General features: G+C 60.7%; 21 protein-coding genes and 1 tRNA gene. 10 read left to right on the forward strand and 12 right to left on the reverse strand.

All coding sequences use genetic code 11. The features are described 5' to 3' along the window. From ACWFSR_RS00120 to ACWFSR_RS00130, 3 genes are all read right to left on the reverse strand, one after another. A complete protein-coding gene (locus ACWFSR_RS00120; protein ID WP_197109159.1) occupies positions 1 to 525 on the reverse strand; it encodes an FHA domain-containing protein FhaB/FipA in 525 nt (174 codons plus the stop codon). After that, the gene (locus tag ACWFSR_RS00125) at positions 522 to 1238 is read right to left on the reverse strand and encodes an FhaA domain-containing protein (protein WP_197106901.1); all 717 of its coding nucleotides are present in this window, start codon (positions 1236 to 1238) and stop codon (positions 522 to 524) included. Before ACWFSR_RS00125 ends, ACWFSR_RS00120 begins: the two co-directional genes overlap by 4 nt. A gap of 80 nt (positions 1239 to 1318) precedes the next feature. After that, a complete protein-coding gene (locus ACWFSR_RS00130; RefSeq protein WP_307784130.1) occupies positions 1319 to 2035 on the reverse strand; it encodes a M23 family metallopeptidase in 717 nt (238 codons plus the stop codon). Between the two features lie 212 nt (positions 2036 to 2247). On the opposite strand from ACWFSR_RS00130, the gene ACWFSR_RS00135 reads away from it, so the two are divergent. Then, a tRNA-Leu gene (locus tag ACWFSR_RS00135) sits at positions 2248 to 2331 on the forward strand. A 95-nt stretch (positions 2332 to 2426) separates the two neighbouring features. On the opposite strand, the gene pdxY is transcribed toward ACWFSR_RS00135, so the two are convergent. The 6 genes from pdxY to ACWFSR_RS00165 form a co-directional block, all read right to left on the reverse strand. Beyond that, a complete protein-coding gene (pdxY, locus tag ACWFSR_RS00140) occupies positions 2427 to 3278 on the reverse strand; it encodes a pyridoxal kinase PdxY (RefSeq protein WP_447522753.1) in 852 nt (283 codons plus the stop codon). 68 nt (positions 3279 to 3346) lie between these two features. Beyond that, positions 3347 to 4354 carry an ABC transporter permease gene (locus tag ACWFSR_RS00145; protein WP_197106905.1) on the reverse strand — a complete coding sequence of 336 codons (1008 nt, stop codon included), beginning with the start codon at positions 4352 to 4354 and terminating at the stop codon, positions 3347 to 3349. Continuing rightward, entirely contained in the window at positions 4351 to 5817 is a 1467-nt protein-coding gene (locus tag ACWFSR_RS00150) for an ATP-binding cassette domain-containing protein (protein ID WP_447522754.1), read from the reverse strand. Before ACWFSR_RS00150 ends, ACWFSR_RS00145 begins: the two co-directional genes overlap by 4 nt. A gap of 70 nt (positions 5818 to 5887) precedes the next feature. Then, entirely contained in the window at positions 5888 to 6880 is a 993-nt protein-coding gene (locus ACWFSR_RS00155) for a sugar ABC transporter substrate-binding protein (protein ID WP_197106907.1), read from the reverse strand. Between the two features lie 102 nt (positions 6881 to 6982). Further along, on the reverse strand, positions 6983 to 8080 hold the full coding sequence (locus ACWFSR_RS00160; RefSeq protein ID WP_447522755.1) for an alcohol dehydrogenase catalytic domain-containing protein: 1098 nt from the start codon (positions 8078 to 8080) through the stop codon (positions 6983 to 6985). Between the two features lie 255 nt (positions 8081 to 8335). Further along, on the reverse strand, positions 8336 to 9511 hold the full coding sequence (locus ACWFSR_RS00165; protein ID WP_197106909.1) for a helix-turn-helix domain-containing protein: 1176 nt from the start codon (positions 9509 to 9511) through the stop codon (positions 8336 to 8338). Positions 9512 to 9689: 178 nt separating this feature from the next. On the opposite strand from ACWFSR_RS00165, the gene ACWFSR_RS00170 reads away from it, so the two are divergent. Beyond that, positions 9690 to 11372 (forward strand): amidohydrolase, encoded by a 1683-nt coding sequence (locus ACWFSR_RS00170; protein ID WP_447522756.1) that lies wholly within the window; start codon positions 9690 to 9692, stop codon positions 11370 to 11372. On the opposite strand, the gene ACWFSR_RS00175 is transcribed toward ACWFSR_RS00170, so the two are convergent. Further along, on the reverse strand, positions 11369 to 12583 hold the full coding sequence (locus ACWFSR_RS00175) for a helix-turn-helix domain-containing protein (RefSeq protein ID WP_197106911.1): 1215 nt from the start codon (positions 12581 to 12583) through the stop codon (positions 11369 to 11371). The two genes, ACWFSR_RS00170 and ACWFSR_RS00175, sit on opposite strands and share 4 nt — an antisense overlap. A gap of 302 nt (positions 12584 to 12885) precedes the next feature. On the opposite strand from ACWFSR_RS00175, the gene ACWFSR_RS00180 reads away from it, so the two are divergent. Further along, positions 12886 to 14169 carry a M20 family metallo-hydrolase gene (locus ACWFSR_RS00180; protein ID WP_307783750.1) on the forward strand — a complete coding sequence of 428 codons (1284 nt, stop codon included), beginning with the start codon at positions 12886 to 12888 and terminating at the stop codon, positions 14167 to 14169. Beyond that, complete coding sequence (locus ACWFSR_RS00185) at positions 14166 to 15533, forward strand: NAD-dependent succinate-semialdehyde dehydrogenase (protein ID WP_197106912.1); 1368 nt, start codon at positions 14166 to 14168, stop codon at positions 15531 to 15533. Before ACWFSR_RS00180 ends, ACWFSR_RS00185 begins: the two co-directional genes overlap by 4 nt. A gap of 56 nt (positions 15534 to 15589) precedes the next feature. On the opposite strand, the gene ACWFSR_RS00190 is transcribed toward ACWFSR_RS00185, so the two are convergent. Both ACWFSR_RS00190 and ACWFSR_RS00195 read right to left on the reverse strand, forming a co-directional pair. Continuing rightward, entirely contained in the window at positions 15590 to 15961 is a 372-nt protein-coding gene (locus tag ACWFSR_RS00190) for a DUF2834 domain-containing protein (protein WP_231600495.1), read from the reverse strand. Beyond that, positions 15936 to 17000: a LacI family DNA-binding transcriptional regulator gene (locus tag ACWFSR_RS00195; RefSeq protein WP_197106913.1), complete on the reverse strand. Its 1065-nt coding sequence runs from the start codon at positions 16998 to 17000 to the stop codon at positions 15936 to 15938. Before ACWFSR_RS00195 ends, ACWFSR_RS00190 begins: the two co-directional genes overlap by 26 nt. Before the next feature lie 281 nt (positions 17001 to 17281). Here ACWFSR_RS00195 and ACWFSR_RS00200 point away from each other — a divergent pair, with 281 nt between their 5' ends. The 6 genes from ACWFSR_RS00200 to ACWFSR_RS00225 all read left to right on the forward strand — a co-directional run bounded on the left by ACWFSR_RS00200 (position 17282) and on the right by ACWFSR_RS00225 (position 25220). Further along, a complete protein-coding gene (locus ACWFSR_RS00200; RefSeq protein WP_197106914.1) occupies positions 17282 to 18580 on the forward strand; it encodes an ABC transporter substrate-binding protein in 1299 nt (432 codons plus the stop codon). A 74-nt stretch (positions 18581 to 18654) separates the two neighbouring features. Next, entirely contained in the window at positions 18655 to 19614 is a 960-nt protein-coding gene (locus ACWFSR_RS00205) for a carbohydrate ABC transporter permease (protein ID WP_197106915.1), read from the forward strand. A 2-nt stretch (positions 19615 to 19616) separates the two neighbouring features. Beyond that, a complete protein-coding gene (locus tag ACWFSR_RS00210; RefSeq protein ID WP_231599614.1) occupies positions 19617 to 20552 on the forward strand; it encodes a carbohydrate ABC transporter permease in 936 nt (311 codons plus the stop codon). A gap of 95 nt (positions 20553 to 20647) precedes the next feature. Next, on the forward strand, positions 20648 to 21412 hold the full coding sequence (locus ACWFSR_RS00215; protein ID WP_447522757.1) for an SDR family oxidoreductase: 765 nt from the start codon (positions 20648 to 20650) through the stop codon (positions 21410 to 21412). After that, positions 21409 to 23256 (forward strand): heparinase II/III domain-containing protein, encoded by a 1848-nt coding sequence (locus tag ACWFSR_RS00220; protein WP_447522758.1) that lies wholly within the window; start codon positions 21409 to 21411, stop codon positions 23254 to 23256. The genes ACWFSR_RS00215 and ACWFSR_RS00220 overlap by 4 nt, the downstream gene beginning before the upstream one ends. Next, a complete protein-coding gene (locus tag ACWFSR_RS00225; protein WP_447522759.1) occupies positions 23253 to 25220 on the forward strand; it encodes a DUF4962 domain-containing protein in 1968 nt (655 codons plus the stop codon). Before ACWFSR_RS00220 ends, ACWFSR_RS00225 begins: the two co-directional genes overlap by 4 nt. The last annotated feature ends 45 nt before the right edge of the window (positions 25221 to 25265 follow it).

The raw sequence follows: 25265 nt of genomic DNA on the forward strand, positions 1-25265 counted from the left end.
TTACCGTCGCAGTTCGAAGCTAGTAGTGCCGATCTTGATCGGCGTATTCAACGGAATCGGCGTCGGAACGCTCACCCGCTGGCCAGCCAAGAAAGTGCCGTTCGTGGAATCGAGATCCTGAACAACCCAGCTATCGGCCCAACGCAACAAGCGTGCGTGATGGGTTGAGGTGTAGTCGTCACGGATAACCAAGCCGGACTCGCTTGAACGGCCGATAGTCAGCTGCTCTTCGGGGAGCGAAATCTCTAGCCCCTCTTTTGATCCAGAAACAATCACCAGGCGCGTGGCATCAAGCGAGCTTCCGTCGGCAGGAGCTGGCGCTACGGGGCGCGTGGGCTGGGCTGCGGCGGGAGCAGGAGCGGTGGGAGCGGCGGCTTGTTGCGCCTGAGCTGCGCTCTGTACGGGCATCCGACGCACCTTTTCTCCGAAGAGATCGGAGCGCAGCGCGTAGACGATAGCGAAGATGAAGCCCCACATGATGGCCAGGAACGCGACGCGCAACAAAAGGAGGGTTAGTTCACTCATAGGGTGAACCCCCCGTCGTCGCGACGATCAGCGGGCTGGTCGACATCTGCAGATTGGGCAAGCACACGGAATACGATACGGGTTCGACCGATATCAATCACGGATTCCGGCGCGAGTGGTGCACGAGAAACAGGAGATCCGTTCAATTTTGACCCATTTGTGGAGTTCAGGTCGTTAACTTCAGCCCGGCTGCCATCCCACAGGATCTCCACATGCTTGCGGGAAATGCCATTGTCGTCGACGGTGATGTCGGCTTCGCTGCCGCGACCGATGATCGTACGGGCGTGTTTGAGGGTGTGACGGGTGCCGTTGATGTCGAGCACCGGAGTCCAGGCCACGGTGCCCTTCACGTTGACGGAATCGACTTCGATCATTCCCTGGCTGAGAGAGTCATCGGGGGCAAGAACGATAGAGATGCCGCCTGAGAACGAATAGTGCTGGGCGGTAGCGTGACGCTGCACCAACTCGGTCAGTTCGGAGATGAGCGTGCTGCCGAGGCCAGCCATGCGCTGATAGTCGCTTTGGCCGAGGCGCACGGTGAAGTTGTTGGGTACGAGGATGCGTTCTCGCGATACAACGGCGGCCTGCGTGTCGAGTTCGCGGCGCAGGGCGCTCGTGATTTCGACGGGTTGCAGACCACTTTTAAAGGTCTTAGCGAAAGCGCCATTGACGGCGCGTTCGAGACCTCGTTCAAAGTTGTCCAGAAGACCCAAAGCTCTCCTCGTTGTGGCTCGTTGTAGTACGTCGATGTTAGCCGGTGCTTGTGGCTAACCCGTTACCCACGGTCGAGCAATTAGGGCAGGAGACCCATCGGGTCAACACGAGTGCCGTTGACGTAGGTCTCGAAGTGGAGGTGGGCGACGGTGACGTAACCGGTGCTGCCGCTCAGGCCGATGGGGGTGCCTGCTGCCACAGTTTGGCCAGGGGAGACCATTTGCGATCCTGCAATCATGTGCGAGTAGAGGGTTGAGACTCCGCTGCCGTGATCGATCTTGACGTACTGGCCCCAGCCGCCACCGTAGGTGACTTGGGTGACAACTCCGGGGGAAGCGGAAACGATTGTCGCCCCGCTGCCGGTCATAATGTCGATGCCGCCGTGGAATTCTGAACCGCGGTAGCCGAAGCCGTCGTTGACGGGAGCGTTGGCGGGCCAGACGGCAAGGAATCCAGCGAAGGCACCGTCGTAGGTTCCCGCAAATGAACCGGAAGCGCCCGCGGAGTAAACCTCTGCAACGGGCTCTGGCTCAGGCTCAGGTTCTTTGATCGAGAGCTTGTCGCGCTCTGCGGCGCTGATTTCGGTTTCTACTGAAGAAGCAAAGGACTGGATCGGCACACTCTGAACAGGCTCAGTCGTGGCGACGGCAGCAGACTGCTGCAAAATTGCGGATGCCGACGCTGCAGAAGCAGTCGACTCGATATCGCGCGACGAAGGCTCCATGTGTGCTGCGGCTGGAACAGTCACACTCACGACAACAGCCATGATTGTGCTGATGATCAGCAATCGTTTCACGCGGTAACCCCCAGGGGTGTGGTCTGTAGTTCTGTCTAGTTGGACAGATTTTGGATCAAGTCTGGTTGAACCCGTGGCTTTAGGCACACGGACAGCTATCGACTCTATATGACGAAGCTGGGAATCGTCACTGTTGATCTTCTGGGCATGGAATCGCTGAACCACTGGGCGCTGTGATAATCTCACTCAGTTGAGTGTTCAACTCAACCCACGCGTGAGTGGCGGAATTGGTAGACGCGCACGGTTCAGGTCCGTGTGTTCGAAAGGACGTGGGGGTTCAAGTCCCCCCTCGCGCACAGTGCAATTGCACAGTAGAAGTAAAAGAAAAGGCCCACCGATTGGTGGGCCTTTTCTTATTGGTCTGTAGGGGATTGCCCCGGTATTCTGCCGGCTAGCGAACCTGGCGCGTAGTGAACTGCATTTGCGGGTTCGCGTAGAACTCCTGCGACTCGACGAGCTGCAGCTCGCGCTCGCCCGACTCGAGAGTCTTAGCGAGCAGGTCGAAGACGCTCGAGGCCGTGCGAGCCAGCGCATCCGCAGCGTCGCCGGTCTGCGTGAAGTGGGCGGTGAAGAGAGCGGCGGTGACGTCACCGGAACCATTGGCCTTCATCGGAAGCTGCGGGGTCTGCACGATCCAGGCTCCGGCATCCGTCACGACCATCATCTCGATGGTGTCGGACTCGCGGTCGGGGCGCTCGACGCTCGTCACGAGAACCGTGCTGGGGCCCATGGCGCGGGCGAGATCTGCGGATGCCAGCGTCGACTCAATGGTGTCGGGCTCGGTTTCGGTGAGAAAACCCAGCTCGAACTGGTTAGGCGTGATGATGTCAGCGACCGGGACCACGCGCTCACGCAGCAGGATCGGGATGGCCGGGGCCACGAAGCATCCGGATTTCGCATTGCCCATCACCGGGTCGCACGAGTAAATTGCGCGGGGGTTCGCTGCCTTGACGCGTGCAACCGTGTCGATGATGACATCGCCGATGCCCTCGCCGCCCTGGTAGCCGGAGAGCACGACATCGATCTGGGGGAAGACGCCGCGATCCTCGATGCCGGCGATAACTTCAGACACATCGCTTGGGTCGATCATCGGTCCGCGCCACGCGCCGTAGCCGGTGTGGTTAGAGAAGTTGACCGTATAAACGGGCAACACCTCAACGCCGATGCGTTGCAGCGGGAACACCGCGGCAGAGTTGCCGACATGGCCGAACGCGACTGCGGACTGAATCGAGAGGATCTTCATCCTCTAATTCTCCCACCTTCCACTCTGTGTCTGCTGCAACGGCAGGTGCTATCGCGCGGTTGAAGCGCTTAGGCTGTGACCTCGGTCTTCGCCGTATCGGACTTCGGTGACTTCTTGACGTCGAGCGTCGTCCACGATTTCTTGAGCAGGCGCTGGACTGAGCCGTCGAGCAGCACAGCGACCACCAGAGTGGCACCGATAAGGATGGTCTGCAGGAACTGCGAGACGCCCATGATGACGAGGCCGTTGCGGAGCACTCCCACAAAGAGCAGACCGGACACGACGCCCGTAATGCGGCCCATGCCTCCCTCAAGGGCGACACCACCAAGCAGCACTACCGTGAGGGCCTGAATCTCCATACCGTTGCCTACCGTAGGAGGGGCGGACTGTAGTTTGGCGGCGAGCAGAGTTCCTGAAATGGCGGCAGCAACTCCGGTAGCGACGAAGAGCGAGAAGATCGTGCGGGGAACCCGGATGCCCATGAGGTGAGCGGCCCGCGGGTTACCACCGATTGCGAGCACATTGCGGCCCAGCGAGTTTCTATTCAGGACGTACCACGCCAAGAAAACGCCGACGGCAAGGATGATGATTTGAAGAGGCACAGGCCCGATTGTCATCGTTCCGAGCGCTTTGAAGGAATCGGGGAATCCCACCAGGGTCGAACCCTGCGTGAGGAACAACGCTAAGCCGCCCCACACACTGAGGAACCCGAGTGTGATGACGAGGGGATTGAGCTTGAGGTACGCAACGAGAAGTCCGTTCAGCGCCCCGGTGATCACTCCGACCACAATTGCGGCCGCAAAGCCCCACAGCGCAGAGTTGGTTTCGAGCATCACCATGGCCGATACGACAGCGCTCAAGCTAGCGACGGAACCTACGGACAGGTCGAGGGTTCCCGACATGACGAGGAATGCCAGAGGCAGAGCGATGATTCCCAGCTCAGCGATCTGCAAAAGAATGGTCTGGCCATTTGCAAGGCTGAGGAATCGCGGATTCATCGACGCAAAGAAGATGATCATCACGAGGAGAGCGATGAATGTCCCGTTCTGAGCGAGAGCGATTTTGATGCGGTTCATGCGGGGCTTCTTTCGGCTGAAGTGAGATCAAGAAGGGTGTTGAGGAGGCGCTCTTCGTAGCCTCCAGTGCGGTGGAGTTCTTGGTGGCGGCCGTGGGCCAGCACGTAGCTGCGGTCGCACAGTGAAGCGATTTCGTCGGTTTCGGCTGACGCGATGATGATGCTCACTCCCGTTGCGGCGAGTGCCCGGAGGGCGAGCTTGATGTCGTGCTTTGCGCCGATGTCGACCCCCTGCGTTGGTTGAGCGAGCAGGAGCACCTTGGGGGCAACGGGGAACATCCATCGGGCGAGGAGGTGCTTCTGACGGTTTCCGCCGCTGAAGCTCGCAATGGGAGCGTCGCCATCGGGGCCGACGACATTGAGGGTGTCCCGGATGGTGGCGTACTGCTTCGTCATTGCTGCGCGCCCTAGGCGGCCGCGCCAAGGAAGAAACGTGTTGTCGATTGCACTCATGCCGACGACTAGTCCGTCGACCTCACGATCGGCGGGAACAAGGTGCACACCACTTTTGATCGCATGTTGGGGAGACAGGGCTCGATATCGCAGCCCGGAGAGTGTTGCGTCGACAGCCTTACCGAGGCCGAAGAGTTCGGCAAGGAGGTCGAACTGTTCCCCGGCGGCCATGCCGAAGAGCCCCACGATTTCGCCGTCGCGGAAAACTAATGGGCGATCGCCGTCATTGACCACGAGACGTTCTTCGCCGACCTCGGGATGCCATTCGGAATCGAAGTCGACTTCGGGGGCAAGGGCTGCTGAAAGTGCAGCGAGGCTCATGCCGCTGGCGGAGTGATCCATGACGAGTTCTCCGCCACGCAAAACGACAATGCGTTCGCATACTTCGAGGATGTCGGGAAGACGGTGCGAAACGTAAATGACCGCGGTTCCCTGACTAGCGAGGCGGCGAATGAGGTCGTGCAGCGCTTCCGTTTCGGCGGCGCCGAGGGCTGCCGTCGGTTCGTCGAGCATGAGAACTTTCATCTCACCGGCGAGGTAGCCTCTAGCCAGATCGACGAGTTGGCGTTCGCCTAGAGTCAGCGCACCAACGGGGACGTCAAGCGCGAGTCCTTCCGCGCCGACTGAGTCAAGTGCTTCGCGGCCGCGGCGTAACCGTTCTGCGCGGCCCGGCACATTCGATCGAGCAAGGAACAGGTTGTCGATGATCGAGAGGTTAGAAGCAAGTGCTGGCTCCTGGTGGATGACTGTAATCCCGCTGTGAGCAATCTCGCCTGGTGTAGATCCGGCAGGGATTTTTTCGCCGTCGAGCCAGAGAGCACCTGATGTCGCTGTGGCAGCCCCTGTTGCCACATTCAGCAGGGTGGACTTGCCTGCGCCGTTGTGGCCGAGCAGGCCGACGATTTCACCCGCTTTGATGGAGAGATCGATGCCATCAACCGCGAGAGTTGAGCCGTAGCGCATCGTGATCTTGTCGAAGCGGAGTCGAACGCTCTCAGTGGTGGATGTCATGACTTGCTCTCTTTTAGAAGTCCCGCCGCCGACACCCAATGGAGTCGACGGCGGGACAAGTGCTGCGTGCTTACTGAACGTAGAAAGATTCTGCGTTCTCGGGAGTGACCTGAATCGAGGTCAGCACGGTGTCTTCGAGTTCTTCGCCGGCCGCGGCCTTGAGCAGAAGCGAGGCGTTGCTCTCTGCGAGTAGCTGAGCGGGCAGGATGAAGGCGAAACGCCACATGCTGTTGGCATCCTTCACGATGTCGAGCGTCTCGTTGGTGGCGTCAAGCGAGCCGACGAGGTAGCTGTCGTCATCCGCTGCTACGCCGGAGTCGAGCAGGGCCTGGTAAACGCCGGCCGTGTTGTCGTTGCTTGTGCCCAACCAGATCTTGGTGTCGGGGTCGGCGATGAGCTGGCTCTTGGCGTTGTCGTTACCTTCGGCGCGCGAGATGCCGGGGAGCTCGTCAATTACGGCGTTGGAGGCGGTCTCGAGGAGCGCATCTGCGATTCCCTCGGTGCGACCCTTTCCGAGGTCCGAAGTCTTGTCGGCGATGAGAGCAACCGTTACTTCAGCTTCGTCAGCCATGTTCTCGTTGATCCACTCGCCAGCAGCGGTGCCGAGGAGGCGACCGTCTTCATACGCGTCGATGATCGTGCCGTACTCCACACCATCCCACTTGACGGCGTAGCCGAGAACGGGGATACCGGCAGCTTGAGCGCGCTCGGTTACAGGAACCATGGCGTCACTCTGCACGGGGAAACCCATGATTGCTTTAACGTCGCCGCGCTGGATCCATGCGTCCCAGTCAGAAACTTGAGTTTGGACATCCCACTGTGGGTCGCTCGTCAGGAATTCATACCCGGCGTCTTCGATGATCGGCTGCATGATCTTCAACTGGTCGTTCCAGATGGTGATGTCCATGCCGGCGAAGCCCATGGCGATCGCACCGTTGGTTGCGGGCGTGCTTGACGAGTCGTCTGCAGCGCTGCTGCAGGCTCCGAGGCTAAGAGCGAGAACGGATGCTGCTGCGACCGTGCTCAGAGCTCGGCGGCGGAAACGTGATGAGGTTATAGACATTGCTGTGTCCTTTATGGGAAGTGATGCTGCGGAAGGACTGCGCCCACTGAGGGCGGGCGCAGATAAAGCGGGCCGTGCGAGAAAAGCTGCGGAGTTAGTGGCTCACAGGGAATGATCAACGACCATGCGGCGGCCAGTGGAGGCTCGCAGATCGTCAATTGCACGGGCTGCTTCGGCTACGGGGATGGTGTCGCCGATCAGCTTGTCGAGGGGAAGTTGGCCGCCTAAATACAGGCGAGCGATTCGAGGAAAGTCGACCTGAGGTCGTGATGAGCCGTAGTTGCAGCCGAGGATACGTTTTCCGGTTGCCACGAGGTGCCAGGTCTTGAAGCCAACTTCCACATCGCGCGCAGGCATTCCCACGAGAACGGCTGCCCCACCCGGCTTCAGGTAGTCAGGAAGGCGAGCGGATGTCGCGGCGAGGCCAATCGCGTCGAACGCGTAATCCACGCCGCCGTTGCTGATGGCCACGATCTTCTCGGCAAGTTCTGGGTCGTCGCCGCGGAGCGTGTGCGTCGCGCCGAATTCTGCTGCTGTCTCCAAGCGGTCGGGGGAGAGGTCGATCGCGATGATGGTGCTGGCACCCACAAGCTTCAGGCCCATGATGATGGTCTGGCCAACGCCACCGCATCCGACGACGACGGCAGATTGCCCTGCGTGAACGTCGGCGGTGTTCATGACAGCGCCTACTCCGGTCGTGACCGAGCATCCGATGAGTGCTGCGACTGCTGCCGGCACTTCAGCCGGGATGGGCACGACGGCCGAGCGGGGCACAACTGCGTAGTCGGAGAACGTTCCGACTCCGAGGTACGGACGGACTTCGTTGCCGTCGGCCGCGGTGAGAGGCGTGGTGCCATCGGGCAATCCGTTGGTTGCAGCTCCTGAGGCTTGGCACAGCCAAGATTGACCGGCGATGCACGAGGCGCAGGTGTTGCAAGGGGCGAACCAGGAGAGCACCACTTGCTCGCCGACCGTGAGGTCGCTGACGCCATCTCCAATAGCTTCGACGATTCCGGCACCTTCGTGCCCAAGAGCGACGCGGTGGTCGAATGGCCAGTCACCGTTGATGACGTGAAGGTCGGAGTGGCAGACGCCGGCGGTTGTCATGCGAACGAGCACTTCACCGGCACGTGGATCGGCGACAGCAACTTCTGCGAGATAGGGCTCGGTGCCGACGCCATCGAAGAGGAGAGATTTCATGTGCGTTCCTGACTGCTGAAAGAAAACGTGGGCAGAGGTGGGGTTCATGAGCAACGAACATTTGTCGTGTCTGATGGCCATGGTTCCGACTGCCAAAACCGTGCGTTCCGGTTCGTTGAAGCAACGCTAGATGTAGCAAAGAGTCATAGGCAATGTCGCATTTGTGCGACTATTCATGATTCAGTGTGCAATTGCCCAAAATTCCGAAGAAATGAATCGCTAGGAATCACTCGCGAAACATGCTGGAAATATGAGTCACGGTGAGTGCAGTACAACTAACGCAATTGCGGCATCCCGGGGAACCGTGATGTCGAGACCCGTGACCTGGCGAAACGTGCTGAGCCGGTTAACAACGGTGTTGCGGTGACAGAAGAGACGTTCCGATGTTAGCTTGATCGATCCAGTCTCGGAGTACGCCAGTACCGCGCGCACGAGGTGATCCCGTTCGTACTGGGTGCACTCGGCGAGAGCTTCGCGAACATCCCGTCCAAAGTCAGGGATTGCGGACGCCAACAAATCTCGGGCCACGGCTAGCCAGGCTTCGTTGGTTCCCAGCATGCGAGGGTGGGACGATCGCGAGGCTTGACGGGCGAAGAGGGCGGCGGCATCTGCAGCCGCGGGGACGTTCGCAAGGCCGATCACTTCGTCGATGTAGCCGCCGGGGAGGTTGGCGAGTTCTTCCGCGACGGACGTGCTTGCAGTGGGGGTGCCCTGCTCGCGAAACATGCAAAATCCATCGCCACGGTCATACCCAAACCAACTCGACGAGATTGTTCCTCTCGCGAGTTGCAGTTGAAGTTCCGCTACGCCTTCGCCCACGACCAGCACAATCTCGAACTGCGCAGCGGCGGAGACGCCAAGCCCATCCGCGATCTCCGCGACCAACTCGGGGCGGGTGAGGTCGCTGGTGAACAGGCGCGACACGTGGCGCGCGGTGAGTAGGCGAGAGTCGCGGCTCAGGCGTGCTTGTTCCGCTAAGAAAGACTGCTGCACTTCGCTCACGTAGTCCTCAACGGTGGTCAGCACGCGTTCGACGTTGCGCACAAGCAGAGCGTCCGAGTCTGGGCCGGCATGCCGTTGAAGGGAGTACCAGAGCACCCGAAAGTCGAGACGGATTGCCTCGAGGAGCACATCTTCGGGAACGCCCTGACGCGCTCGCCGTGCTCCAAACTCGTGAGAGAGGGATTTCAATTCCTGGGGGAGTGGCTTATTACCCAGCTTGTGAAGCAGCATGGTGAGCGTGTCATGCGCGGTTCGCGTGAGGTCGCTTTTATCAACCATCCGCGGTTCGTAGTAGTCAGCTTCGGCGAAAAGCTTGAGGAAGTCGGCGACGATTTCCTCAATGTGAGCAAACAAGCGATCGACGAGACTCGACCACTCCTCATCCACTGCGCTTTCGACCCGTGTCGGTTTAGTGTCTCGTGCCTTCATCGCAAACCCCGATCAGGGCCAAGCCCCGTGCTTTGGTGATCTGCACAGCCTATTGCGTATTCTGATCGCAAAATCCCATTGATAGTGACTTTCTGCACCGGTTAACTAGGGCCACCAATGTCGGGAAGTTCCGGCATCCATTGACGTCGACTTCGATTCCTTATCTGAAGGTGGCCCTGTGCTCATCGACACCATTATCGAAAACGCGAAGATTGTCACGATGGACGAGGCGCGCCCGCGCGCCCACAGCATCGGAATCAATCACGGTGTGATTGTCGGAGTCGACGACGAGTTGACCGGAATCACAGCGTGCAACCGCGTCAACGCGCACGGTGCGACCGTGGTGCCCGGCTTCAACGATGCTCACGCACACAGTGTCTGGTTCGGGCTCACGCTCATCGAAGCCGATGTGAGTGGCGCGACTGCTCTGAACGATATTTACGATGTGATTGCCGCAGCCGCCGCACGCTCGGAAAGCGACGGCTGGATCATCGCAAGCGGCCTCAACCACCACGCGACCGGCGGCCAGTACCCTGACCGGGATGCCCTCGACCGGGTTTCCAACGGCCGGCCGGTGTGGATCAAACACAGCTCGGGTCACGCTTGCGTGCTCAATGGTGTGGCGCTGAAACTCGTCGGTGCTGAGAACTCAGCACCACCGGTGCCCAGCGGAGGACGCGTCGTCGTCGACAACGCTGGCCGCCCCACCGGGCTGCTTGAAGAGACCGCAATGAGTCTCGTTCAGGCCCTCGTGCTGCCGTATCCATTGACGGTGATTGAGGACGCTCTGGCGAAAGCCACCACTCAGTACGCTCGCGAGGGCCTCACAAGCGTGACGGATGCCGGTATCGCCGGCGGCTGGATCGGGCACAGTCCCCGCGAATTCGCCGGCTATCAGAATGCTAAAGATGCGGGAACGCTGCGCTCTCGCATGCAAGTGATGATCAGCTTGGACGCGCTTGAGGAGCTCCCCGGGCACAGCGAAGACTCCGCCGGAGTGGGACTCTCTGCGGGCATCCGTTCTGGAGCTGGCGACGAGTGGTTACAGATCGGCCCCACCAAGATCTTCACTGATGGCTCGCTTCTTGCTTCCACAGCGCTCATGACCGAGCACTACGAAGGCGCCGCCCACAACCACGGTTACCTACAGGGAGACCCGGACTCATTGCGGGAGCGCGCGTTGGCGGCTCACCGCACGGGATGGGCGCTCGCATTGCACGCCATCGGCGATGGGGCCTTGGATTTTGCTCTCGACATTCTGGAAAGCGCGCGCAAAGATACGTCGAGTCACGGAATGCCGAACCGAATCGAACACGGTGGCGTCATCCGACCCGATCAGATGCAGCGACTGGCTGAATCGGGCGCGAGCGTTGTGCCGCAGCCACACTTCATCCGACTATTCGGGGACGGGATGATCGAACGCCTAGGCGCCGAGCGGGCGCAATGGAGCTATCGCGCCCGTTCCTTCCTCGACGCCGGCGTCGTGCTTCCCGGAAGCTCGGACCGCCCGGTTGCCCCTGGTGCACCCCTCGCAGTGATGCAGTCCTTCGTTGAGCGGCTGACCCAGTCGGGAGCGAGCTATGGCGAGGGGGAGCGAATCACGGCCTACGAAGCACTGCGGGCGTACACCGTCGGTTCTGCAGCAGCCACAGGGTGGGCTTCTCGCAAGGGCACGCTGGCGCGCGGAATGCTTGCCGACCTCGTGGTGCTGGGAGATAGCCCCGTGGATGTTCGGCCCGACCAGATTGGTCAGATTGAGGTCGTTGCAACCATCGTCGGCGGGCTAGTGAGCCATGACGCCAGTGGCCTGTTCTCGGCTGTTTCCTCCGTAACAGAACTGCGGGAACCAGCGCGGCGCTAGCGTAACGCGGTTGGACGGGCTCGAGCGGCATCCGCGCTGGAGCCGTTGTGTGAGGTTGCTTCGGCACGGCTAGCATTGCGCGCCAAGATGTAGAGCGACGCTTCTGCCGGAAGCCGCAGATCCAAGCCGGTGACTCGTTCGAGGCTGTCGAGTCGGTTGGTAATGGTGTTGCGGTGGCAAAAGAGCGCCCGCGAAGCCAAGGCGATAGAACCGCTTGTCAGAAATTCGTCTGCGGTGCGTTCGAGCACGGCACGCTCAGAAGCGGGCAGTTTTAGGAGTGCGTCGACATGGCGTTGGTGAATTATCCGCCCAGTATCGAACGGATTCTGAAAGACAGAGACATGCCAAAAGTCGGTGACATTTACTAGGCGAGTATCGCTGGGCGGCAAAACTAGCGCCACCGCCTGGGTGACCCGAATGGCGGCCGGAACTGACGAGATTCCGGGGATACCGTCGAGCATCAGAACTTTATGTTCGTGCGTGATCGCGTTCAACGGCATGGAGCCCTCACGTGGCATCTGCGCTATGAGCACCGGTCCGGACTCGGTTTCGTGCTGGTGGGCGACGATCCCGGCCCGGTGCAAAGTATCGTTCAGGCGATCGAGCGACTCATCTACTCTGTCGGCGTGCGTGAAGATCGTGAAATCGCTTTCCGGTGCGAACGATAACACCGCACACGCCCGAGTATTGAGTACGTGGTTCTTACCGTCAGTTTCGAGGAGGCGAGTAAACCACAGGCGTCGCTCATCCTGACGCACTTGAGCCATGCCAAATTGTGTGGCGGTGTAAGCACTGGTGAGTTCTTGGCTGTGCCGCTCAATCGCATCCCAAATTCGCGGGACGCTGTCGAACACTTCACGCATTTCGACATCGGTGGTGTGTGTCGAGATTGCCTCCCACATCACGCGGTAGTCGAGACGGATCGCCGACATCACATCCACGAGGGGAATTCCTTGCAGCGCCCGAGTGTGGCCGACGCGCTCTGAGACGTCACGGGCTTCGGATGGGATCTCATGCCCGCCGATGTCTGTGAGAAGGCGGATGAAGATCATCCGGCAATCGGCGATCACACGATCCAAGTCGACGAGGCCCTCTGTGTACACCTCGATCGTGCCGAGCTGAACTGTCCATCGTTCAACGAGGGTGTCGACTTCACTCAGGCACGCCCTGGTGGCGCGGGAGAGGATTGTGGGCACAGAGAGCTCGGTCAATTTCAATCACATTTCGAACAGATTTCAGTCTGTGCAGATGCACACAATGTCTGCTCAATGATACGCGTATCCGTGATTGCTGGAACTCAACATCGTTGGAATCATTGATTCACCGGTTCTATCGTCAGCAAACCCTGACCGCACACGCCTCGTTATCGAGGTGTGCAAATGGTCAGAGGGATCCTGGCGGGGTGAACAGTTCTCCCGAGATCGCTCGCCGACTTCAGCGGAGCAGCAGGAAAGCACAAAGAGGGCATTCGCCTTGAGCGCTCTTGCCACAAACGAAGAAGGGACCCGTCCCCGTGGACGCTAACGACATCACCACCGACGCCGCATTCTTGGCCGACTTTGCCACCATGAGCCTGTTCGGAGCCACCGGATCCGGTGGCGTTGACCGTCAGGCCGCCAGCGCTGCCGATATCGAACAGCGACGTTGGTTCGCTGGGTTGCTCGAATCTCACGGATTCACTGTGGAGTACGACCGCATCGCGAACCAGTTCGGTCTTCTCGAACTGGTGCCCGGTGCTCCCTACGTCATCGTCGGTTCTCACATGGACTCGCAGCCGACCGCCGGCAAGTACGACGGCGCGTACGGTGTTCTCGCTGCTGCGCACTCGGCCTTCCGCCTTAAGGAAGCGTGGGAGCAGGGTTCGGTTACTCCTGCCTACAACCTCGCAGTCGTCAACTGGTTCAACGAAGAGGGTTCACGCTTCGCGCCATCGATGATGGGCAGCTCGGTATATACCGGCAAGATGGCGTTGGAGACGGCGCTCGCCGTCACCGACCACCTCGGCGTCACGGTTGAGGAGGCGTTGGCTGACACTGGCTTCGTGGGCACGGGTGATGGTCCTCAGGCCGTTGGTTGTGCAGAGATCCACATCGAGCAGGGCCGTCTCTTGGAAAATGCCAAGGTCACGATCGGCCTGGTCACGGCCACCTGGGCTGCCAGCAAGTACCGCATTGTGATCAACGGTGAGCAAGCTCATTCCGGCGCGACTGTAATGGAGGATCGTCACGATGCCCTCTTCGGCGCTTCGCTGCTCGTAGTCGCTGCTCGTCGTCTCGCCGACCGTTTCCCCGGCAGCCTCCACACTGCTGTCGGTCAACTGGATGTCTACCCCAACTCGCCTGTTGTCGTAGCCTCACGGGTCGCCCTTCTGCTCGACCTGCGGTCAGGCGACGAAGCAGTTCTGAAGGAAGCCGACGAGATTCTCGCCAGCACCATTGCCGAGATTGAAGCGGATGCCAAAGTCTCGGTCGACATCGATTTGTCGCACTCGTGGGGCATCAATCCTTACCAGTCTGAGGGCGTCGACGTCAGTCGCTCCTCGGCGGAAGCACTGGGCCTTTCGCACATGGACATCATGACCGTTGCCGGTCATGACTCGACCAACATGAAAGATATTGTTCCCACCGTCATGCTCTTCGTTCCCTCGGTCGACGGAATCTCTCACGCTGAAGGCGAGTACACCACCGACGAAGACCTCGTGGCCGGTCTCGCTGTTATCGCTGAGGTGACTCGCCGTCTGGTGGCGGGAGAGCTCGCGCCGGTGGCATCCGATTCAGTTGACAAGGAACTTTCATGATCGACTACGCGGTCACAGACCCCGCTACCGGTCTCGTTGTCAAACGCTACGAGACCGCGACCGACGCACAGGTAGCAACGGCTGTCGCTTCAGCAGGCGAGGCCTATCGCCAGTGGCGTCTCGTTCCCATCGCGGAGCGTGCGGCCATGCTGCGGAAGGTTGCTGATCGCTACGCTTCCGATCGCGAACGGCTTGCTGAGATCATCATCCGCGAGATGGGGAAGACCACCGCGGAAGCTCTTGGCGAAGTTGACCTGTGCGTGAGCATTTATGCTTTCTACGCCGACAACGCGGAGGCGTTCGCGGCTGACAAGCCCATCGATGTGGCATCCGGTTCGGCTTATGTTCGCAGCGAACCCATTGGCGCCCTTCTGGGCATCATGCCGTGGAACTACCCGTACTACCAGGTCGCCCGCTTTGCGGCGCCGAACCTCGCATTAGGCAACACGATGCTGCTCAAGCACGCCCCGAGCTGCCCAGAATCGGCCGAAGCTATTGCCGAGATCTTTGCGGATGCCGGATTGCCGGAAGGCGTGTACGTCAACGTTTTCGCCACCAACGAGCAGGTCGAGACGATCATCGGGAGCCCCGTTATTCAGGGTGTCTCGTTGACCGGTTCTGAGCGTGCTGGGCGTGCCGTCGGCGCGATCGCGGGCCGCGAGATGAAGAAGCTCGTTCTTGAGCTCGGCGGATCGGACCCGTTCATTGTTCTTGACGATGCTGACCTCGATGCAGCTATCGCCGGTGCGGTTGCAGGCCGGATGGGCAACGCCGGTCAAGCCTGCAACGCCTCGAAGCGCATCATTGTGCTCGATGCAATCTACGACCGTTTCGTTGAGGGTTTCGTGGCTCAGGTTCAGGCGCTGAAGGTGGGTGAGCCTAGAGAGGGAGGCGTCGCCTTCGGCCCCCTGTCATCCGAGGCCGCTGCTGCTCAGGTTGTTGGTCAGGTAGAGGATGCGGTCGCTAACGGCGCAACGCTCCTCACTGGCGGTGGTCGCATCGATCGCCCCGGTGCCTATGTGCAGCCGACCGTCATCGCGGATATTCAACCAGGCACCCGCGCCTACAGCGAAGAAATATTCGGACCTGTCGCTGCCGTGTACCGGGTTGCGGATCAGGATGCGGCTATCCGCCTCGCCAACGATTCGCCGTATGGACTCGGAAGTGTGATCTTCACTACTGACGACGTGCGAGCTCAGGTTGTTGCCGAGCAGCTCGAAGTCGGCATGGTCGCAATCAACGCCCCGTCGCAAACCCAGGCCGACCTCCCCTTCGGTGGAGTGAAGTCATCAGGAATGGGCCGAGAGCTTGGCGAATACGGCATGGCCGAGTTCGTGAACCGCAAGCTCATCCGTCGGGCGTAGTTTCGCGAGTGGGGGAGTGGCCGCGTCGCGGCTGCTCCCCTTTTCTGTTCTCCTGGCTAGCGACGCCCGAGCTCCACGAGCTTGCGCTCGCGCATTGCCAAGAACAGCGGGAAGGTGAACGCGAAGGCCGTGATGCCCGAGAGCACGATGTAGAGCCAGGCCCGCTTCATCCCGAGTCGGCGCGCTTCGATGATGATCAGGATGCTGCCCGCAACGGCCACGATGAGAAGGTCAACGCCGAGCGAGTTGACGGCCGGGCCGCTGCCGAACCAGTCGCCGAGGTAGTCGCGCATCTGCACGATTGCCAGCGCGTTGAAGATCCACGTGCCGACCAGACCGATGATGGAGAGCACCGCGAAAGTGATCGCGGTCGCATTCCAGTGGCGGAGAAGAGCGGGACGCTTACGGTCGTGGGGTTGAGGGGACATGCTCCGTAGACTCTCGCACCACAAGCTCTGGGCGCAAGAGAACCGAGCTGCCCGGGTCGGTCGACTCGTTCGAGCCGCGCTCGACAGCCTCCGAAACGGCAAGCTGCGCCATCCGCGTGATGGGTTGGCGAACGCTCGTCAGTGGCGGGTCATAAAGGTCAGCGAGGATGATGTCGTCAAAGCCGATCACGGAAACATCGCGCCCGACCTTGAGCCCCAAATCGCGCAGGCCGCGGCAGAATCCCAGTGCCGTCATGTCATTGATCGCTACCACCGCAGTGGGGGCATTCTTCGGGTCAGCGAAGAGGTCGCGTGCGGCAGCCCGCCCCACTTCGGCAGCTTCGACGTCGCCGAAGTGTGCGGCATCCATCCCTGTCCATTGCGGCATGTCAGCGACCGAGAGTCCAGCAGCTTCGATGGCATCGCAATACCCGCGGTAGCGCGCTGAACGGTTGACCGAGCGAATCGAACCAGACACAAAAGCGATGCTGGTGTGACCCAATTCCAGAAGGTGAGCGGTCGCGACCTGGCCGCCCACGTTGTTGTCGATGCTGATGCTCACCACCGATTCGGGATCATTCGGTTGAGCTGGCCGATCAAAAGTGACAAGGCGGAGGCCCTCGGCGATCACATTGCTGACGTGATCGAGCGACGGCAATGAGGTGCAGAGGATGATGCTGCGCACGCCGTCTTCCCACAACTCTTCGACATAGCGGCGCTCGCGTTCGGGATCGCGCTCGCTGTTGCAGAGCAGAACGCTGCATCCCAAAGCCAGCGCTGCCACCTCAACCTCGTGAGCGAATGCTCCCCAGAATGGGTTGCCGACAGACGGCACGACGAGGCCAACGGTTTGAGTTTTGCCATTGCGCAACTGGCGGGCCGCACGGTTGGGCCGGTAGCCGAGTTCTGAGATCGCCGTCTCAATGCGTGTTCGTGTCGCAGCGACCATTCGACCCTGACGGTCGTTGAGGAAGTTGGAGACGGTGCTGGGGGAAACGCCAGCGGCCTGCGCCACATGCTGGATGGTTACTCGAGCCACGTGACCTCCTTTGGTTGATGGCGATCCTGATGATCGCTGTTTCAGTGTAACGATTTATTGGTTTTCGGCAAACGGCCTCTGAACCACTCGCGCCAGCGTAGAACCTATTCAAATAAAACCTATTGACGTAACGAGACAGACTCGTCTATGGTCAGTGCATCGTTACACCGATTTCACCCACCCCCCTAGGAAATCGGCCAGGAATCGAATGAGCCGACGACGACGTCGCGGAACGAAGGCACTGGAGCCGTCGCTCAATCTCAGCTTGAGAGGACATGCACATGGAAGTGAAGTCACGAATGCGCCGCACAGCATCGGTCGCGATGGTGGCCCTGTTGGGTCTCGGTCTCGCCGCCTGTTCAGCAGGAGAAGCAGACGCTGATCTCAACCCCGACGAGGTTTCGGGCGAGATCAGCCTGCTCACCCCCATCTTTGAAGGAAGCCCCGGGCAAGACCTTCTCGAAGACGAGCTGCTTCCGCAGTTCTACGAGGAGTACCCCAATGTCACGGTCAACGTGGACTACACGACCTATGGCAACCTCAACGAGAAGCTCACGACGGCTGTCGTCTCGGGCCTCGTGCCCGACGTGATGCTCATGGGCGTCGGCTGGATCGAAGCCTTCGCCGACAAGGGAGTACTTGCCGACCTCGGCGAACTCGGCTTGAGCGAAGACACCCTCAAGGAGAGTTACACCGACGAGATCGTCGAAGCCGGCATGTGGGATGGCAATGTCTACGCCGTACCGATCATGCTCGACACTCGCTTCGGAGTCGCTCGCATGGACATCCTCAAAGAAGCTGGTTACGACAGCCCGCCCTCCTCATGGGAAGAGCTCATCGAGATCGCCGAAGCGACCACCGTGCGCTCATCCAACGGTTCGCTTGAGCGTGCAGGCTTCGACATGATGTCGCTGGATGCCCGCCAAGCCTTCGAAACGATTCTCTTCTCGGCCGGCGGCGAACTCTTCAATGACGACGCAACGGCACCCGCCTTCAACAGTGATGAAGGTGTTGCGGCTCTTGGCCTCATGGCTGACCTCGTGAACAAGTACGAAGTTGAAGACATCGGCTTCACGTCGACGGATGACATCGTGAACCCGCTCATCAATGGTCGGGCCGCAATGGGCATCGCTCACAACAACCTGTGGACGCAAGCGCTCGAAGCGGATGAAACCGTGCTCGACAACCTTGAGCCCTTTGTGATTCAGGGCGAAGCATCCGGCATGTTCTTCGGCGGAACCTTGGCGACTGTTGCCAACAACTCGAAGAACCCGCAGGCAGCTCGCGCACTCCTCGAGTTCCTCTCGAGCCCTGACGCAGCACTCGCGGCCAACGAACAGCGCGGCAACGTTCCGGCTCTGACCGAACTGCTCGACTCTGACTACGTGCAGTCGAACCGTTTCGTGCAGTTCGCCATGGAGAACTTGGATGTCGCCCAGCGCGAGGGTGGCCCGTCACAGTGGCTTGAGGTGCGTGGCGATTTCGCCCCCGCAGTTCAGGGCGCTCTGCTCGGACAGAAAACTCCCCAGGAAGCACTTGACGATCTCGCTGCTCTCGTTCAGACAGCAATAGACCGCTAGTTCCTCCCCTGAGTGCCCGGGCGACCAACCCGCCCGGGCACTACCTCCCCAGACTTCAACCACACGAGGGCGTGATGACCACTACAGAGCGACACCCCATTCGCAGCGCGGAAGCGGCAGCGAAGCAGGGTTCCCCATCCACCGCACCGAAGAAACGCAAGCGGATCAGTACCGCGGAGAAGAAGCGTCGCCGTGCTGGCTGGCTGATGATCACGCCATCGGTAATCCACGTAGGACTGTGGACACTGATCCCTGTTATCGCGACCTTCTATCTTTCGTTCACTGACTACGGCATTTTCGAAGCGCCGAAGTGGATCTGGTTCGACAACTACGTCGAAATGTTCAACGACGCCGTCTTCATGCAGTCCATCGGCAACACCATTTGGTACACGTTCTGGACAGTGCCCGTATCAATGGCCGTCGCTGTCGTGGTGGCCGTGCTGCTGAATCAGGGCCTGAAGCTGCAGAAGTTTTACCGCACCGCCTTCTTCCTTCCTCAGGTCACCGCCACCGTCGCCATCGCGATGGTGTGGCTGTGGATCTTCAACCCGCAGTACGGTCTGCTCAACGCCATGCTGGAAACGATCGGCATTCCCGGTCAAGCCTGGCTCGTCGACCCGCAGTGGGCGCTGCCCTCGGTGATCTTGGTCGGCGCGTGGCAGGGCATCGGAATCAAGATGCTCATCTACATCGCGGCACTGCAGAACATTGACGAATCGCTCTACGAGGCAGCATCGCTCGACGGCGCATCCTCCATTCGCAAGTTTTTCAGCATCACCGTTCCGATGCTCAAGCCGGCCACATTCTTCGTCTTCATCATCTCGATCATCGGCGCCTTCCAAGTGTTCGACCAGATCTACGTGCTCACCGACGGTGGCCCCGCGAACGCCACGACGATGATGACCTACGAGGTCTATCGCTCGGCGTTCCAAGAATTCCGGATGGGAATGGCATCCGCTCAGTCGGTCGTACTCTTTGCCTTCCTCCTCTTTGTCACTCTCATTAGCCGTCGCGTCACCAAAGAAGAGGACTAGTGATGACTCTCCCTACTATCAAAGCCCTCGCGATCAGCGAGCAGGTCACGGTTGTTCCGCGCAAGCGGTGGTTCCACCACGCGAAGGGCCGTCAAGCGGCGCTCATCAATGTGGCGCTGATCCTTGGCTCGATCACCATGCTGGTGCCGTTCCTGTGGATGGTGCTCACGAGCCTCAAGTCGCCGGCCGAACTGGCACAGTTTCCGCCCACGTTCTTTCCGCAAGAGTGGATGTTCAGCAACTACGCGGCGACTCTGGATGCTGCGCCGTTCGGCCTGTACTTTCGCAACAGCTTTGTGATCGCCACCACTCACACCCTCATCACTGTCGTGTTGGGCTCCATGGCGGGGTATGCGCTGGCCCGCATTTACTTCAAGGGGCGGGAGGCGATCTTCCTCGCTTTTATCGCGATGCTGATGATCCCCACCTACACGAAGATCGTTCCGCAGTTCCTGCTCGTGAAATTCATGCCCCTGTTCGGCGGCAACGACATTCTCGGCCAGGGCGGTAGCGGTTGGCTCGACACCTGGTGGGCGCTCATCATTCCTGGTGGGCTCAGCGCTTCCGCTATCTTCCTCTTCCGTCAGTTCTATTTGTCGCTGCCGAAGGACCTCGAAGAGGCAGCGCGCATCGATGGGCTTGGCGAGTTTCGTATCTTCGCGCAGATCTACACGCCGCTCATCAAGCCAGCGATCGCGACCGTCGGGCTGCTGACGTTCCAAGAGAGCTGGAACAACTTCTTGTGGCCCTTGCTCGTGACGACCAGCAGCGATCTGCGCGTGATTCAGGTGGGGCTCGCAGTGTTCCAGCAGCTCGACAACACGCAATGGCAGTACCTGATGGCTGGAACAACGATGGCGACGGTGCCCATGGTGGTGCTGTTCATCTTCGCCCAGAAGTACTTCATTCAAGGCTTCACCAACGCTGGCATCAAGTAGCGGAACAGCACGGTAGCCACCCTGAACGACTGGCGGCACCGCACGAACCTTCGACTAATCAACACCCAATCAATAGATAGGCACGGTAATTAGACATGAGCATTGACCTCACCGGACGACGCGCACTCGTAACAGGCGCAGGAGCAGGAATCGGCGCGGCCATCGCGAAAGCACTGGCGGCGGCAGGAGCTGACGTAGTGGTGCACTACGCGAACAGCGAAGCGGGAGCCACCGCCGTAAAGGAAGAGATCGAAGCGGGTGGTCGTCGCTCGCTCGCCGTTCAGGCCGACCTCACCGATTCGAAGCAGGCGACAAAGCTCGTAGATGCCGCAGTCGAGTTCCTTGGCGGCCTCGACATCCTCGTCAACAACGCCGGCCACTTGGTGGGCCGCGCGACGATCACCGAGACCACGGATGTGCGCTGGAACGAGGTCATGGATGTGAACATCGCGAGCACCTTCTTCACTACTCGTCAGGCGCTCCCGGCGCTCGCCGAGTCGGAGCACGGCCGCATCATCACGATGGCATCTCTCGCTGCCGAAAACGGTGGTGGTGCTGGATCGGTTGTCTACGCAACCTCGAAGGCTGCCGTTGTCGGTTTCACGCGTGCTCTCGCCAAGGAGATCGCCGGCAAGAAAATCACCGTCAACGCGGTGGCCCCTGGCTTCATCGGCGAGACCGCCTTCCACGAGACCTTCACTCCGGGCGAAGCCCAGAAGAACATCGTGGCGGGCATCCCGCTCGGTCGGGCTGGCACCGCCGGTGACGTTGCTGACGTTGCTCTGTTCCTGGCATCCGACCTCTCGTCGTATGTCACCGGCCAAGTTGTCGACATCAACGGAGGCCTCAACTTCCGATGAGTTCAGTTCCGCAGCAGCCGGGCGGGTGGTGGCATGACTATGTCTGCCCCACTCACGGCGTCGAGTTGGGTGCCCGTGAGGGTAACGAGTTTTTGTGCAGTTACGGCTGTCGCCTCACCGGCGACAAGATCGAAGCGGCCTGGCTCGCGCTTGAACATCAAGCCCTGGCTCGGGTCGCCCGGGTTGCTGCGCGACGGTACGCGCTGCACGGTGACGTCGCCGATCGTGAGCGTGCTGTCGAGCTCGTGCTCGATTACGCCGCACTGTACGACCAGATTTCGGCCGGCGGCTGGAGCGAACGCAGTGAATCGTGGATGCTGCGCGGCAAGCTTTTTGCCCAAGCACTCTCTGAGGCGCAGTGGGCCGTTGGCTTCGCGGATGCGATCATCACGCTCGGCCCGATCCCTGAACTTCAAGAGTCGGCAACCCTCAACCGCACTCTCGAGGGGCTCGCTGACACGCTGGCCGAGTCCCGCCGCATCCTCGTCGAAGACCGCAACGACCAGCGCAGCAACTACACCGCGTGGTTGGATGCCGCCGCTCGGCTCATCGCGTTAGCCCGCGAGTCGCTGGGTGGCGAGCCTATTGCCGCACACTTCGAGACCGCGATCGTGGATCACCTGCAGCTCGCGGTGCGTTCCGACGGCTGGGAGTGGGAGGCATCCACCTACTATCACGTGTTCGTTTTGCGGGCCTATCTGCTGGGATTGCGCGGAGTCGAGCTCGCCGAGCTTCCGGACGCAGTCGTCGACACGCTGCGCCGCATGATCGACGTGCTGGTGTCGATCGCGGCTCCCGACGGTTTCTTGCCCGCGCTGCACGACGGCCCCTACGACCGGGTCGCCATGCACCGCGAAGTGTTGGAGATCTGCACCCTGAGTGCCCAGTTCTTCAGCGATACCGGCCTCGCGACTGTGCAGTCGTGGGTCGTCGAAAGACTTGGTGCTGACCACGATGGTCTCGAGTGGATGCTCGATGGCTGGTTCGTGGGAGCACCGCTTGACCGCGCACCGGTGGTGGTCGGTTCGCGAGCATTCGAGGATGCCGGGTATGTCGTATTGCGTGATCCACGCAATCGCATGGTCGGCATCCTCGATGCTGGACCCCACGGCGGAGCCCACGGTCATTTCGACAAGCTTGCGCTCTATCTGTACGGCGATGGTGTTCGCTGGCAGCCGGCTCCCGCGGTTCCGCCGTATGGGCACGCGCTGCGTCATTCGTACTATGCGCGCACAATCGCGCATCCGACCGTTCGCATTGATGGCGCCGATCAGGTCGAAGCAACCGCCGAGATCACCGCGTGGGATGCTGCTGCCTCTCGCGTCACGGCCGTGACGACGACCGCGATCGAGGGCGTGCGCCTGAGCCGCACGGTGCAGCTCGCCGACGGACTGCTCGTGGATGTTGTGCGCGTCACGTGCGACGACGGCGCACCGCACACGATTGCGCTTGGCCTTCGCCCTGCCGTCGATTTCAGCGTCAGAGTTGTCGGCGACTCGTGGCGTTCGACATGGGGTGCTGGTGCGGGAGCGACTGGTTCGCCCGCGGGCGCGCACGCCAAAACTGGCGAGCAGACTCTGCCGGCCTTGAACGGCTGGCACTGGGCCTCCGGCGAAAGCACACTCGACCTGCATGCGGGTCGCGGACCCTCCGACGACCCGAGCCGGCTCCAAGAAATCGGCGACTGGGTGACGACGGCTCCGGCCGCGACTTTCGTGAGCGTTTACAGCTTCGATCCCGACGCCACCATCGACTCCATTGAGACCCATATTTCCGATACCTCTGTGGTGATTGAGATCGCCACCGCTGACCACGACACTTCCCGAATAGAGGTAGCACTGTGACCACCCCCATGCTGATTGGTAGCCGCGAAGCTGAGCTGCGGAGCGCACTTGACGGCCCCTTGAGCGCGCAGTTCCGTCGCCTGCTCGAGGAGTGTGAGCGCGCGAAGGGAATGGAACTTCCGCAGGAACACCCGCTGGCATCCATCACTTATTTCGGGCCAGGCTCGGCGAACCTTGCGCTTGCCTACCGATTGACCGGGCAAGAGGCCTACCTCGAAGAGTTGCGTCGCTGGTTGGCGCCGCCGCTGTCGTTCCCGCACTGGGGCAAGGCGAATCTGCCCGACCATGACCTCGATGCTGGCTGGATTCTGCACGGGCTCTCGCTCGCGTACTCGTGGGCCGGCGACGCGCTGCGTCCTGAAGAGAAGCAGGCGCTGGAAGACAAACTGCTACTGCAGGGCCAGCGCATGTACGAGTTCGCTGTCGAAAAAGAGGGCGGATGGTGGTCGTCGTCGTACTGGCAGAACCACAACTGGATTTGCTACGCCGGCCTCGCCACCGCCGGGTACGCGCTGCAAGAGAAGTACCCCGAAGCGAAAGCCTGGACCGAGCGCGCGAAAGACAACTTCGCCCTCGTTCTCGACTCGCTTCCCGACGACGGTTCCAACAACGAGGGTGTCGTCTACTGGCGTTACGGAGTGCCATGGATCGCAAGCTACCTCGACGTACTTCGCGATCAAGAGGGCCTCGACTGGTTCAACCGCGGCACCTACTTGAAGGAAACGTTCTGGTACCGCCTCTACCAGGCGGCTCCCGACCTGGAGCGGATTGTCGATCACGGTGACTGCCACGACCGCCGCAGCGGGCATCCGGTCGCCCTGTATTACAAGCTGGCTGCCGAATACCGCATTCCGCAGGCGCAGTGGTTGGCCAACAAGGTGTCAACCGAGTTCTACTGGCGCGAAGCTTACGAGAGTGGCGTGCGTCCGGGCGTTCGCCCCGAGGCCTACCAAGAGCTGCTGTGGTTCGACCCCAGCGTCGAGGCTGCTGGCCCCGAAACTCTCCCGCCGAGCAAGTACTTCGAAGACCTTGGCCTTGTTGTTGGTCGCACGTCGTGGAACGAGCAGGCGGCACTCGTGTCGTTCAAGGCATCACCCGGTGGCGGCCACAAGGCCTGGAATCAGTCGCACCGTCAGCGCGAGCAGAACGGCTGGGTCACGCTGAACGCGGGACACCACCACCCCGACTCGGGCAGCTTTGTGTTCCTCGGCCACGGCTCGTACCTCGCAATCGACGAAGGGTATTCGTCGCGCAAGCTCACCGAGCACCACAACTCGATCCTCATCGACGGCAACGGTTTCGTGAACGAAGACCGCTACCACGTGTTCGAAGAGCTGGCCGAGGAGTTCACGGCCGAGATTTTGACGACCACGATCAAGGATGGTTGGACGCACGCCGTGAGCGAGTCATCCGCGATGTATGACCGGGACCTCGGTGTCACTCGAGTGCGCCGCCACCTCGTACTGACGCCCGGTGGCAGCCTCGTGATCGCCGATGACCTCGCCGCCGACGAACCGCGCACCTGGACCTGGCTGCTGCAAACCGACAACGCTCCGGTCGCCATCGGCGACAAGCGGTGGCGAGCGGATGCCGGACACGGTGTCATGCCGATCGCAGCGCTCGACGACAACCCCAGCAGCGAAATCGTCGAAACGTTCGTGCACGCCAACCCCACGTCATCCACGCCGAGCTTGGCGATCAGCAAGAAGCAGCACACGCTCAAGCGGCTGAGTGAACCAACCATGAGCGCTCGGTTTGTGACAGTGCTGGAGTCGCGCAATTGGGATGACACCGCACCCGCGACCATCCGCTACGACGTCGCAGCTGGGGGAGTGCGTGTGGAGATCGAGCGTGACGGAGTGACCGAAACCGTATCGTTGGGCTTTGATGGCGACGCTCCCACTCTCGGCGCCACCGCTGTCATTGGCGAAGGATTCCAAGGAAGCACGAACGCGCGACGATGAGCCAGCCGAAGAGAACCAAGCGCCGCACGCCGCGGTGGGAGCGCA

The sequence above is a fragment of the Salinibacterium sp. NYA9b genome, assembly GCF_976973725.1.